Below are 13,262 nucleotides of genomic sequence, written 5' to 3' on the forward strand. Positions count from 1 at the left end.
AAATAATGCGAACATATTAAAAAGAAGACTTAATGAAATTTTCGCTATAGATTGGAACTTACATATATGGGGGTTTAAGATGGATATATTATTAGCTCTCTTGCCGGCATTATTCTGGGGAAGCATCGTTCTATTTAATGTGAAACTGGGGGGAGGACCTTACAGTCAAACATTAGGTACAACGATTGGCGCCTTGATTTTCTCAATTGGTGTTTATATTTTTGCCGATATTAAGTTATCCCTATTGGTATTTGGTGTCGGGGTCGTTTCTGGATTGTTTTGGGCCGTGGGACAAGCTAATCAGCTTAAGAGCATCGATTTAATGGGTGTTTCCAAAACGATGCCGATATCAACTGGATTGCAGCTCATTTCAACCACTTTATTTGGGGTCATTGTTTTTCACGAATGGTCTACAATGAAAGCGGTCATTTTAGGCGTTTTGGCATTGGTTTTCATTATTATAGGAATTGTTTTGACCTCCTTGGAAGATAAAGAATCAAAAGAAGGCAAATCGGGAAACTTGAAGAAAGGAATTGTTATTCTCCTCATCTCGACATTCGGTTATTTGGTCTATGTGGTCGTGGCCCGTCTTTTTGATGTTGATGGCTGGTCAGCGTTGTTCCCTCAAGCGATCGGGATGGTGATAGGCGGTCTATTATTGACCTTTAAACATAAGCCGTTTAACAAGTATACGATTCGCAATATCATTCCGGGACTGATATGGGCAGCAGGGAACATGTTTCTATTCATATCCCAGCCCCGTGTTGGAGTGGCTACGAGTTTTTCCCTTTCTCAAATGGGCATTGTCATATCAACTATCGGCGGGATCATCATTTTACGTGAAAAGAAAACGAAGCGCCAACTAATTGGAATCGGCATTGGAATTATCTTGATTATCATAGCTGGGATTATGCTTGGATTGGCAAAAAGTTAATTGGAGGGTGATTAAATGTATACAGATTTAGAGGGTAAGGTCGTTGTTATAACCGGTTCATCCACTGGTTTAGGAAAAGCGATGGCCATTCGCTTTGCTCAGGAAAAGGCAAAGGTAGTCGTTAACTATCGCACAAAATCAGAGGAAGCGGATAGTGTATTGGAAGAGATCAAAACCAATGGCGGGGAAGTTATCGCAGTGAAAGGCGATGTCACCGTTGAAGAAGATGTGATTAACCTGGTTCAATCAGCGATAAAGAAGTTCGGGAAACTCGATATATTCATCAATAATGCAGGTATAGAAAACCCTGTTCCATCTCACGAGATGCCGTTAAGCGACTGGAATAGGGTAATCGATACAAACTTAACCGGTAATTTCTTAGGCTGCCGTGAAGCCATCAAGTATTTTGTAGAGAACGATATTAAAGGGAATGTGATAAACATGTCCAGTGTACATGAGATGATTCCCTGGCCTTTATTCGTTCACTACGCGGCAAGCAAGGGTGGTGTGAAGTTGCTTACGGAAACCTTGGCTCTTGAATATGCACCAAAAGGGATCCGTGTGAATAGCATTGGTCCTGGAGCTATCGCCACGCCAATAAATGCCGACAAGCTTGAAGATCCCGAAAAGAAAAAGGATCTGGAAAGCATGATTCCGATGGGTTATATCGGAAAGCCTGAGGAAATTGCCGCGGTTGCTGTATGGCTTGCATCTTCAGAATCCAGTTATGTAACGGGCATCACTCTCTTCGCTGACGGCGGTATGACAAAATACCCTTCATTCCAAGCGGGAAGAGGATGAAAGTATCTGCTTGGAAAAAGCAGGATTACATCTAGCAGGAACACTGCTAGTTGATTCCCTCATTTATGAAATGATGCAACAAGAATCCCAGCAGGATTGGACCCTGCTGGGATTCTTGTTAAAAAGCATTAACGAGTATGATGATTATACCAGCTAATGAAGTTATCAACGACAGTATCTATAAACTGGACAGTCGACTCATGTGTAAGACTGCCTTCGTTATCGATTTTGTCATGAACGGCTCCAACATATACTTCATTCCCGGGAAGGAGTGGGGAGGAGATGCCTAATGCGAATAGGATTTCACGCAAATGCAATTGAGCTTTAACCGTACCTAATTGCCCCATTGATGCACCCATGATCCATGAAGGTCTGCCAATCAAGACTTTATCGACACGTGATAACCAATCGATTGCATTGCCCAATACACCTGGAATCGTACCATTGTATTCTGGTGTTACCCACAAGACTGCATCTGCTTCGGCCACTTTGCTTTTAAATTCTTTTACAACTAATGGAGGATCATTTTCAATATCTTGATCATAAAAAGGTAAATCCCGAATGTTTAAGATTTCGAGTTCAAACCGATCTTGATATCTAGTTTGAATATATTTGGCAAGCTTAAGGTTGTAAGATTCTTTACGGATACTTCCCACTATTGCAACAACTTTCATCTTCAATACCTCCAATTATAATATGTAATGGATAATGGATAATCATGTAAATATGTTCCACTTACTTATTATAATTGGAATGTAAATGAAAGGGAAAAAGGATGCTTAGGAAATAATCATTCGGCGGATCGCCCCTCATTCACAACGTGATGGTAATGCTTCTCCATTACATAGCCAAAAAAGGAAGCAAGCATTTGTTGAAACAGCATGCCAAGTACAACTGGTACCGCGACGGCAGCAGGAAAATAGGTGGTTGCAAGAACGGCTCCTGCACTGATATTTCGCATACCGCCTGTAAATGTCAAGGTGATGATGTCCCCCTTTTCCCATTTTAAACATGCACCGACCATCCAAGAAAGGGCATAGCCTGAAGCAGCGATGAACAAAACCAAGAAGGACATGATCATTAATTTCTTGTCGAAATGTGTTAAATAGGGCGCAATTTTTGAACTGTTCAATATGACTACGATTCCAACGCTTATCTTGGAAAATGGAGCTAAGCGGGGGGATAGTATATATGGTATCTTCCCTTTTGTAATCTGATTCAAGAACATGGCAAGAAGGGACGGAAGAACAACCATCCCGATTAATCCTTTCACCATCGACCCCGAATCCATTTCGATTGAACCGCCTCCAAAAAGGGAAACACTGTAAGGAACGATGAATGGTGAGAGAAGGGTGTCGATTAAGATGATGGTTAGGGCAAGTGCGGCATTCCCTTTATACATCGATACCCAAATCATACTAGTGACACCGGTTGGAATCACTACAGCCAGCACTAAGCCGGTAATCGTGAAAGCATCACCATGAAACACTAAATGGCCGAGACAAAAGGCCCAAATAGGCATAAGTATGTGGAGGATGATCAATACGATGAATACAGGTAAAGGGTGGGTGACTGCCCGTTGCAGAGATTTAAAGTTGGAGCCTAAACTTCCGGAAAATGTAATGAAGGCAAATATCCATGGAACAAGAAAGGTGTAATCCATTAGATGTTCGGCCAACAAGATGCCAATAACCACGCTTATCGGCGTGATGAGAGGCATAATTTTATCCATTTGTTCATTTATTAACTTCAGCATCATTCATCCACTTCCTAAGCAAAATTCTATTAAGTAAGTTTACCATATTCCAAAAAAGATATATTGTAAGACAAACAGTTTGTTTATTTATTTTTGTCTGGAATGGCGAAAACCATTATTGGAAGGGGAGGTCTAGTGGGAGATTCTTCGTTCCTATCAATATACTATCACTGCGCTGGAACTCCCATCGATCCAAAAAGAGCTGCAGGCTTGCTCAGATGAATCTTCTTTAAAAGGAGATTAGGCAGGATTGTTCGATGCAGCGTTGTATATTCATTGAAAAATAGTTTAAAGTAGAGGTGAGGTGAAAGTAATGTCAGAAAAGGTTTCCAGTATAATGTGGTTTAGTCTTGCAGTACAATCTCTGCTTGTACTTGCTGATCATGATGGATTATGCAATAGTACTAAATTGGCCGATAAGCTTGATTCGGAGTCGGGTTTTCTTAGAAAAATATTAAGTAATTTAGTGAAGGCAGGGCTGATTCAAGCGAAGGAAGGCAGGGATGGAGGATATTCACTTGCCAAAAATCCCGATCAAATCATACTTGCGGATATATACTCTGCAATTAAATCCGAACCTTTTTCAAAAGGCTTCCTAGATGTAAATGATAAAAAATGCTTTCAACCATCTTCTCGTGAAGCTTTATGCGGTTTGAAAAACGAGATGGAGAGCTGGATAATACAGGGCTTGGAGAAGAAGACGATTGCTGATTTACTATCAAAATCTTAATGTGAAAAACGAAACTAACAGGGTTTCGTTTTTCTTGAACTGTATTTGACAAAAGAACAGTATGCGTTATATACTGTTTCCGTATTAAACACAGTTAAATGGAGGTCATTACAAATGACAAAAAATACAATGAGTAAAGAAGAGTACCTAAATAAATCGAAAGAATTGAATATGCAGCTTGAAAAGCCGAAGGCCCTTACTGATACAGACTTCATTACGGTAGCAAAAGAACGGAGATCTGTTCGCCAATACGATGCTGAATACGTGATGACTGAAGAAGAAATTCGTGAAATCCTGGATGTTGCGATTCAAGCACCGTCTTCTTCCAACTTGCAGCCATGGAGATTCCTTGTGATTCAAGATAAGCATACCCAACAAGAATTGCTGCCCATCGCAAATAACCAACAACAAATTGTTGATGCCTCTGCTGTCATTGCCGTTTTAGCTGATATAGAAGGGTACAAAAATGCAGAGCGGATTTATGGTGAATTAGTAAATAAGGGGATCATGAAGAATGAAATAAAAGAGCCATATGTAGCCTCAATCATGCATAATTATGGTAACTTTTCTGCTGAAAAGGCTTTAAGTGTAGCTATGATTGACGGTGGCTTGGTTTCCATGCAGATCATGTTAGCTGCAAAAGCAAAAGGTTACGATACAGTACCAATGGGAGGGTTCGATGAAGCCCAATTTGTTGATGCATTCAATGTACCGGAAAACTTCAAACCCGTCATGTTAATCTCCATTGGGAAAGGGGCTAAAGCAGGATTTGAAAAAGTCCGTTTGCCACTCGATTCTATATTGACTTGGAATAAATACTAAGGTTCATAATATAAGGTTTTTGGAGCCAGGATAGCTGAAATTCGCTATCCTTTTTTCTATATTAGAGTTGCTCTGCGCTCCTGTTAATAAAAATGATTAATTCTCGCAAGCGATAAATGGATATGTTACAATTTTTCCAGATATTTCTTTTTGGGTATCTCCTCTATAATCACCGACCGCTCAGCATTAAGGGATTAAAAGAGCTAAAGAATGGGTCTTGACGCTGCGTGCCAATATTAGCCGTTCACAATGGATGGGAGGGAGCCGTTATGAAGAAAGAAGTGAAAAGTGAAGTGTTCTCGTGGTTGAAATCTATCTTATTCGCTTTACTGATCGTGTTCATTTGCCAACAGTTTTTATTTACGCCAGTCACAGTCAAAGGTGAATCAATGGAGCCGACTTATGAAAATGATGACCGGATCGTGGTAACTAAAGTCGGAATGCCGGAACGCTTCGATATGGTCGTATTTTATGCTCCGGACGCGGATGAGAAGTATATAAAAAGGGTGATCGGTTTACCGGGTGACAGTGTTGAAATGAAAGATGATGTCCTATTTATCAATGGGAAAAAGTATACAGAACCATATTTGAAAACAAAAAAGGAGGAAATTCCACCTGACGAAAATCTGACGGAGAATTTCACCTTGAATGATTTACTTGGGAAATCCAAAGTACCTGTTGGTCATTTATTTGTCATGGGGGATAATCGAAGGAACAGCTGGGATGGAAGGAGATTTGGTTTTATTTCGGAGGAATCACTTGTGGGGAAAGTGAAGTTTCGTATCTACCCATTAAATGAAATAGGGGTGCCGAGATAAATGGATCCGAGTGAGAGAAAGCTTAGTGGATAATTATATGGACTAAGTTGTATTTATAGCAGATGATTGATAAGAACCTTTTCCGATGGTTAAGGTTTTTCATTTTTGATTAATGGAGGTTTTTAATATGACGAAGGGTTTGGCCGCGATTTCCATCCCGATGCTGGATGTAGAAATGGGACGGCAGGTAAAAGGTCATGTCGATTCCCTGACTGTTCCTCAGGGGAGCTTAGGACGGCTTGAGGAATGGATAATCGAATTGGCCAAGATGACAGGTGAGGCCTTTCCGGACATTTCGAAACCAGGGGTGATCGTGTTTGCAGCCGATCATGGAATTACTGAAGAAGGGGTTTCGGCTTATCCAAAAGAGGTGACGGAACAAATGGCGCTCAATTTCCTGAATGACGGAGCAGCCATCAATGTATTCAGCCGCGCGATAGATGCTTGCTTGGACATTGTCGATATAGGGATCGATTCAGAAATCAAAGCACCGGGGTTAACTTCGAAAAAAGTCCGCAATGGAACTAGAAACTTTTATAAAGAAGATGCGATGACAAAGGAAGAAGTAATTCAAGCACTTGAAATTGGATATGACCGTGCACAGAAAATGATTGCCCGTGGAGTTAATTGCCTGATTCTTGGTGAAATGGGAATCGGTAATACGACATCCAGTTCTGCCATCATCTCTGTCGTAAGCGGAAAAAGTGTCGAGTCGCTAGTGGGACAGGGAACAGGATTGAAGTCTGAAGGGATTTTACATAAGCAAAGAATAATTGAAGAAGCCATTTCATTAAGAAAACCTAATCCTGATGACCCAATCAATATTTTGATGAAAATCGGTGGATTCGAAATTGCAGGTATGACAGGGGCCATGCTTGCTGCAGCGAATGACCGTATCCCTATTCTTGTTGATGGTTTCATTACAACCACGGCTGCTGTATTGGCCAACCTTTTTTCCGGACGTGCAGCCGATTATATGTTCATTGGACATCGATCTGCAGAACCAGGTCATAGAACGGCCATAGAATTGCTTGGTAAGGAGCCTATCCTTGATTTAGGAATGAGAATCGGAGAAGGAACAGGGGCCGCATTGGCATACCCCATCCTTAAGGCAGCGACATTGGTGGTAAAAGAAATGGCAACATTTGAATCGGCAGGCGTGTCAAATAAATAAGAAATAGGAGACCTTCATGTGAAGGTCTCCTATTTCTTATATGCTCAAAAGGGGAGATTGCAGTGAAATATTCTTTTACTTAATGGGTAGTTGACCTTTATATTTCTTCATTTTCCTAACGACGGAAGGCTGGCTGATACCTAAGAATTTAGCCATTTCATATGTGGATTTACATTGTTTACTCGCTTTCATCATCATCCATTTCTCCACTTGTTCGAGAGCGGTATTGAGATCACGATCATCAACCATCATATGTTCGATCATTAGGGTATCATCTTTTTTCTCCAAAGATTCTTGTCCATGGAAATGGGAGGGGAGGAAGCCTGGGAAAATGATGGAGTCTTCCGAGGTCAAAATGAGCCGTTCAATCAGATTTTCCAATTCACGAACGTTCCCTGACCATTTATGCTGAATAAGGATTTCGTAAGTGGAAGGGTGCAATTTCTTATCTGTCTTGTATTTCTTGTTGATGATTTCGAGATTATGATTGATCAAGATGGCAATATCTTCTTTTCTTTCTCGTAAAGGCGGTATTTGGACGGGAATTACATTTAAGCGGTAATACAAATCGAGCCTGAAAGTTCCCTTTTCGACCATTTCCTCAAGGTTTTGATTGGTTGCTGTCACAAGCCGGAAATCTATCTTATGCTCTTTTTTTCCTCCCACTCTTTTAAACGTCTTCTCTTGCAGGACATTTAATAATTTCACTTGCATATCCAGGGGTAGCTCCCCGATTTCATCCAGAAATAAGGTTCCGTTATCTGCCTGTTCAATCAGCCCTTGCTTCCCATGTTTTTGCGCACCGGTGAAGGATCCCGCCTCGTATCCAAACATTTCAGATTCAAAGAGACTTTCTGGAATGGTACTGCAGTTAACTTCGATGAATGGCTCTTTGCTGCGGTAACTCTGATTATGTAGCCGGCGGGCGAAGACGCTCTTACCCACACCCGATTCCCCAAGAAGCATGACGGTGGCATCCGTTTTGGAAACACGGAGTATCGTTTTGGCGATTTGCCGCATTTCCTTGCTGCGATAGATCAGCTCTTCCTGCTCTCTAAGTTCCTCGACCTCCGATTGATATTCTTGAATCTTTTTCTCCAATTGACCGTACTGATCCTGGAGGTTCCTGATTTCAGTTTGATCTTGAGCATAACTGACGACACGAATCAATTCACCATCATCATCAAAGATGGGATAGGCAGTCGACATGACGATTTTTCCCGTCTTCGTATGCTGCATGATCTGGACAGGTGTTTTCTCTTTCAATACCATGGCAGAAATCGAAGGTGAAAGAATTCCTTCCGTTTCTAGCTGGTAAACGGATTTTCCAAGATAATGGTCGGGTTCAATTCCATAAATCCACCAATGGTTAGGATTCGTAAATAAAATGAATCCCTTTTCATCGGTCACTGTAATATTATTATTCGATGTGCTGATGATCGTTTCCAAAACTCTTTTCACATTGTTATCACTCATCATTTTCCCCCTTGTCCGTTTTTTCGATTGATTCAAATATAAATCAAAAATAGTGGCGAAATCAAGAATTTTCAGACATTTTGATTTGAAATTGAATCATTTTTTAGAAATTGGCAATTTTAATGTATACAATCGCTCCGATGTTGTAGTTTGTTTTGGAATGGTTGATAATCATAAATTTTCTTTAACACTTTTAAAAACATCCTCTTCCCTTTGGGTGGTTACCGCCATTCCTTGTTGATTTCACTAACTTCAATCAAAGTGTTGAATAGAGTAATAGATAAGCGAAGCCCGCTCTTTTTTTATACGGTTAACCTACTTATGTTTGGGTATAAATAAAGTAGTAGAGATGAATCGATTGGAGGAGTGATTGACTTGGCTGGGAACAGAACCTTGGGACAATTTTTATACGATTGCTTAAAAGCAGAGGGCATTACAGAGATTTTTGGTGTACCCGGAGACTATAATTTCTCATTGCTAGATACTTTGGAAGATTACGATGGGATTGAGTTCATTAATGGACGAAATGAACTCAATGCTGGTTATGCAGCGGATGCCTATGCCCGGGTGAAGGGCATGTCGGCACTGATCACCACTTTTGGTGTCGGTGAAATGAGCGCATGTAATGCAATCGCTGGTGCGTACAGTGAAAATGTGCCGCTCATACATATTGTCGGCTCGCCAAAGTCCATGATGCAACAGGAGAAGGAGCTTGCCCATCATACGTTAATGGATGGAGATTTTGATGTTTTCCGTAAGGTTTATGAGCATATCACCAGTTATACGGCAATTCTTACACCAGAAAACGCAGCTAGGGAGATACCAGCTGCAATCAGAATCGCGAAAGAAAAGAAAAAGCCCGTTTATTTGGTAGTGGCTATAGATCTCGTAACAAAACCGTTGCTTTCTCACAGCGAGACTTCAGAAAATATGGCCAAAACGAATGTCGGTGCGTTGCAGTCAGCAATGGAGCATATTAAAGGAATGTTAGAACATGTAAACAAAGCGGTTCTGCTTGTCGACGTAAAAACACTTCGTTATAACCTGCAGAAACCCGTACTGCAGCTCGCTGAGCGGTTAAATGTTCCAGTTGCTTCGTTAATGCAGGGGAAAGGCGGATTTGATGAGAGTCATCCCCAGTATATTGGTGTATACGGCGGAGCTTTCGGAAGTAAGGATGTAACTCAGACTGTTGAAGAAGCGGATTTCATCATAGCCGTTGGTGCTGTTTGGTCAGACGTAAATACTTCCAAAGGGACAGCAAAGCTTAACCCGCTGAAAATGGTGGAAATTCAACCTGACACATTAAAAGTGGGAGAAGCCAGTTATATGAATGTCAGGGCTGAGGAAATTCTAAATGCCCTCCAGGACACCAGCTACCGGCAGAACGAATCTGTTGGAACCATCTCGTTTCCGTATGACACAATGGTTGAAGACCCAACAGCACAACTGGAAGCGGCTTCCTATTATCCACGGATTCAGCAAATGTTGAAGGAAAATGACATTGTGGTCACGGAAACAGGAACATTCTCTTATGGCATGTCACAGGTCAGATTGCCGAAAGGGGCGACCTATATTGCACAGGGAGGCTGGCAGAGCATCGGATATGCGACTCCCGCCGCTTTCGGGGCTTGTATAGCGGATAAAAACAGACGTGTTCTTTTGTTTACCGGTGACGGCTCGATACAGCTGACAGTACAGGAAATAAGCTCGATGCTGGAGAACGGCTGCAAGCCCATCGTGTTCATCCTCAACAATAACGGCTATACGATAGAAAAATTCTTAAACGTAAAGGTCGATATAGAAAAACAGAAATACAACGAGATACCAGAGTGGGATTATACAAAACTGGCTGAAGCGTTTGGTCAAGAGGCATTCACAGCACGAGTCGAGACGAATGGTGAACTGGATGATGCCATCACAAATGCTCAGGATATGAACGCCGAGAAACTTTGCCTTATAGAATTGGTCGTGAAAAATCAAATGGATGCACCGGATTATTTGCAAAAAATAAGGCAGTATCTTGAAAAGCAAGAGAAGCAAAAGTAATGCCAAAAGGCCTTCTGTATTGAAGGCTTTTCAGTTTGCCGACAAAATGGGTTCGTAAGTGTCTCACACCACCTGATTAAGACTGGGTTATACTTTATGGGTTTTTACTGTTTTATGAAATTTCACTAGATTGAAGAAATTTGCGACACTCCTGCGGGAAAACTGGCTAGCCGAGACCCCACAGGCGCTTTCAGCGAGGGGGCTTGGCAGACAGTAGGTGGAAAGTGAGCGGATTTCTGAAATCAGCTGGAACTTTTTTAAAAGTAAAAAACTGTAGGCAAACCTGCTCTTCTTATTAGTCTACAGTCCGAAAGGTCTTCTGTGATGGAGGCCTTTTTTTGTTGGGAAAGTCGATACTGGAAAGTGTTTAAGAATTGAATTTTTCGAGTATAAATGAGAATTGGCAGTGAATTTCCTCCGTGGGGCTTACTATATTTACCCGTGTTTAGCCCGATCAAGGACAAGAATGGCGAGTTGACAAAGTAAACAGAATATATCCGTCATGATAATACCAGTATTGGTCACTGGCATTTCAAAATTGAAACCAAGAATTTTTAAATTAAGAGTATTATGAAAATGTCACGAAGTAATAGGGAATATATTTTTCCTAAGTAGAGAAAACCATTCTTTTTAAAGCTGGCTATTTTTGTAGATAAGGGGGCACAAAAATGCGTAAAAATGTATCATTAGCGCGGTTAATAGAGTCGAATAAAGAAAATCTCAGCAATAATCAGTTGTTCATAGATCTTATTGAAGAAAAAGTTCAAAAAAAGCAAGTGGAAATGCAGGAAAAACATCTAACAAGACAGGCAGGTGATGAGAATGTTATTAAGAAAAGCCTGGTTATTACAACAAACGATGACCTATCATAGAAAAAAGAAGGATGAAATAGCTGAACGAAAGGAATTATCAAGCTTGGAAGGAGTCCGTATCAGTAAACAACTTAATTATGCGATTATTGAGATGCAAAGGTTAATGCGTGAGTGATGATGGATTCAAAAAAGATAATGAGAAGGGTTATAAGCCATAACGCCAGTTGGCGGCTATTTGACATTATAATACGCAAAAAAGCGTGTATGATATTTTATTAATACACGCTTTTTTGCTCTTTTATCAAGGACTATAGAGTTAGTTTTATAGCCAAAAATTGTTTGTTGTCATATCGTTATTTAGTTAAGAACTCGGACTGCCTTTACAAAGCTAGGTCCCCAGTAAGAATTGTTAATGTTAGCGTAGGACACACCTTTAGATGTGGAAGCATTCAGCATCTGACCATTACCGGCATAAATTCCCACATGATTGATTACACCATCATTATTGGTATCAAAAAATACTAAATCCCCTTTTTGGAGGGATTTCGAAGATACAGTTGTACCAACGTGTGATTGTGCCACTGAATTTCGAGGTAAGGAAACACCTGCACTTTGGAATGCCCTTAATGTGAATGAAGAGCAATCAAATACGTCAGTGCGTGAAGTGCTTGCACCGTAAACATACTTGGCTCCCATGTATTTAGCGCCAGCTGCCAAAACTTGGTCCGCTTTGGTCGCTTTGGACGGTTTTTTAATTGCAGATGCCGAGGCTTTCCCAGAAACACGGATGGATTGGCCTATTCGAATACGATTTGAATTAGAAATATTAGGGTTTATTTTAAGTAATGCACTAAGGGAAAGGTTATATCTTTTAGCAATTGTTGATAAGGAATCCCCTAATTTAACCACATAAACTTCTGTTGTATTTTTACTATTATCCGGTTTGCTGGTAAGGGTATTAACCTTCAAGACTTGGCCGGGAAAAATAAGAGTACTAGTCAAATGGTTTTTAGACTTTAATTGTTGGATAGTCATATTATTGACTCTGGCAATTTTGTCCAGGGTGTCCCCGGGTTTGACTGTATATGTAGCATTAGATTGACTGTTTTTAGCCGTAGAGCTGGATGCAGGTGCTTGTCCGGAAACCCGGATGGATTGGCCAATATAAATGCGATCCGAATTAGAAATATTAGTGTTTAACTTTAGCAGGGCACTAAGGGAAAGGTTATATTTTTTTGCAATTTTGGATAAAGTATCCCCCAGTTTAACCACATATTTTTCGGTTTTATCTATATTTTTAGTCTGGATATTAAGGGTATTAACCTTCAAGACTTGGCCGGGAAAAATAAGGTTACTAGTCAAATGGTTTTGAGATTTTAATTGTTGCACAGTTGTATGATTAGCTTTAGAGATTTTATCAAGGGTGTCCCCTGATTTAACTTGATAAGAACCAGCATAAGCAGAGGTGCCGGCGATAAGGGTACCTATAATAGTTCCTGCAAGAATGAAAGAGTTTTTCGAATTGTTCATTTAGGAAAGTTCCTCCTGATGTGGTAAAAAAATATGTAGCATTTATATTATAAAGGTAAGGCATATAAAAAACATGACCCATATAAATAAAATTCAACTTTTTCGTCATTTTTCAGGTTATTTTGTAGATCTGTCACATCTAGTGGATTCAAGTGCAATTATGAAAGTGTAAATTATATTAATTACAGGTAAGTTGAGATGTGCAAAGATAGATTCAAAGATGAAGGATATGGCAGAATGAATGGATGACTATTCTTCTTGAAGAAGTTTGAGCTGGAGTAATTAAAAAGAAAGGTAAGAATAACATATCCTTACCTTTTCATGATTAATTTTTTAATATTGTCTATAAACGTAGGAATC

Annotated in this window: 13 protein-coding genes; 9 read left to right on the forward strand and 4 right to left on the reverse strand. The window is 40.3% G+C overall.

The window, feature by feature from the left end; genetic code table 11:
• Positions 1 to 79: 79 nt before the first annotated feature.
• Complete coding sequence (locus ABIE66_RS04850) at positions 80 to 934, forward strand: RhaT/GlcU family sugar-proton symporter (protein ID WP_289323892.1); 855 nt, start codon at positions 80 to 82, stop codon at positions 932 to 934.
• Positions 935 to 949: 15 nt separating this feature from the next.
• Complete coding sequence (locus tag ABIE66_RS04855) at positions 950 to 1,735, forward strand: glucose 1-dehydrogenase (protein ID WP_289317747.1); 786 nt, start codon at positions 950 to 952, stop codon at positions 1,733 to 1,735.
• 128 nt (positions 1,736 to 1,863) lie between these two features.
• On the opposite strand, the gene ABIE66_RS04860 is transcribed toward ABIE66_RS04855, so the two are convergent.
• A complete protein-coding gene (locus ABIE66_RS04860) occupies positions 1,864 to 2,409 on the reverse strand; it encodes an NADPH-dependent FMN reductase (RefSeq protein ID WP_370014030.1) in 546 nt (181 codons plus the stop codon).
• 116 nt (positions 2,410 to 2,525) lie between these two features.
• Positions 2,526 to 3,491 (reverse strand): bile acid:sodium symporter family protein, encoded by a 966-nt coding sequence (locus ABIE66_RS04865; protein ID WP_370014031.1) that lies wholly within the window; start codon positions 3,489 to 3,491, stop codon positions 2,526 to 2,528.
• 313 nt (positions 3,492 to 3,804) lie between these two features.
• Between ABIE66_RS04865 and ABIE66_RS04870 the strand changes: the two genes are divergently transcribed.
• From ABIE66_RS04870 to cobT, 4 genes are all read left to right on the forward strand, one after another.
• A complete protein-coding gene (locus tag ABIE66_RS04870) occupies positions 3,805 to 4,221 on the forward strand; it encodes an RrF2 family transcriptional regulator (RefSeq protein WP_370014032.1) in 417 nt (138 codons plus the stop codon).
• Positions 4,222 to 4,335: 114 nt separating this feature from the next.
• Positions 4,336 to 5,043 carry a nitroreductase family protein gene (locus ABIE66_RS04875; protein ID WP_370014033.1) on the forward strand — a complete coding sequence of 236 codons (708 nt, stop codon included), beginning with the start codon at positions 4,336 to 4,338 and terminating at the stop codon, positions 5,041 to 5,043.
• A 269-nt stretch (positions 5,044 to 5,312) separates the two neighbouring features.
• Positions 5,313 to 5,861, forward strand: coding sequence for a signal peptidase I (gene lepB, locus ABIE66_RS04880; protein WP_289323896.1), 549 nt, complete (start codon positions 5,313 to 5,315; stop codon positions 5,859 to 5,861).
• A gap of 127 nt (positions 5,862 to 5,988) precedes the next feature.
• Positions 5,989 to 7,035, forward strand: coding sequence for a nicotinate-nucleotide--dimethylbenzimidazole phosphoribosyltransferase (cobT, locus tag ABIE66_RS04885; protein WP_370014034.1), 1,047 nt, complete (start codon positions 5,989 to 5,991; stop codon positions 7,033 to 7,035).
• A gap of 75 nt (positions 7,036 to 7,110) precedes the next feature.
• Here cobT and ABIE66_RS04890 read toward each other — a convergent pair whose 3' ends face one another.
• Positions 7,111 to 8,514: a sigma-54 interaction domain-containing protein gene (locus ABIE66_RS04890; protein WP_289318470.1), complete on the reverse strand. Its 1,404-nt coding sequence runs from the start codon at positions 8,512 to 8,514 to the stop codon at positions 7,111 to 7,113.
• A gap of 372 nt (positions 8,515 to 8,886) precedes the next feature.
• Here ABIE66_RS04890 and ABIE66_RS04895 point away from each other — a divergent pair, with 372 nt between their 5' ends.
• The 3 genes from ABIE66_RS04895 to ABIE66_RS04905 all read left to right on the forward strand — a co-directional run bounded on the left by ABIE66_RS04895 (position 8,887) and on the right by ABIE66_RS04905 (position 11,547).
• Positions 8,887 to 10,560, forward strand: coding sequence for an alpha-keto acid decarboxylase family protein (locus ABIE66_RS04895; RefSeq protein WP_370014035.1), 1,674 nt, complete (start codon positions 8,887 to 8,889; stop codon positions 10,558 to 10,560).
• A 668-nt stretch (positions 10,561 to 11,228) separates the two neighbouring features.
• A complete protein-coding gene (locus tag ABIE66_RS04900) occupies positions 11,229 to 11,432 on the forward strand; it encodes a hypothetical protein (RefSeq protein WP_370014036.1) in 204 nt (67 codons plus the stop codon).
• Positions 11,419 to 11,547: a hypothetical protein gene (locus tag ABIE66_RS04905; protein WP_370014037.1), complete on the forward strand. Its 129-nt coding sequence runs from the start codon at positions 11,419 to 11,421 to the stop codon at positions 11,545 to 11,547. The genes ABIE66_RS04900 and ABIE66_RS04905 overlap by 14 nt, the downstream gene beginning before the upstream one ends.
• Positions 11,548 to 11,729: 182 nt before the next feature.
• Here the strand turns inward: ABIE66_RS04905 and ABIE66_RS04910 are convergent, their stop codons facing one another.
• The gene (locus ABIE66_RS04910; protein WP_370014038.1) at positions 11,730 to 12,902 is read right to left on the reverse strand and encodes a C40 family peptidase; all 1,173 of its coding nucleotides are present in this window, start codon (positions 12,900 to 12,902) and stop codon (positions 11,730 to 11,732) included.
• Positions 12,903 to 13,262 lie beyond the last annotated feature (360 nt).

This window comes from Peribacillus sp. B2I2 (assembly GCF_041261685.1).
GTDB lineage: Bacteria > Bacillota > Bacilli > Bacillales > DSM-1321 > Peribacillus.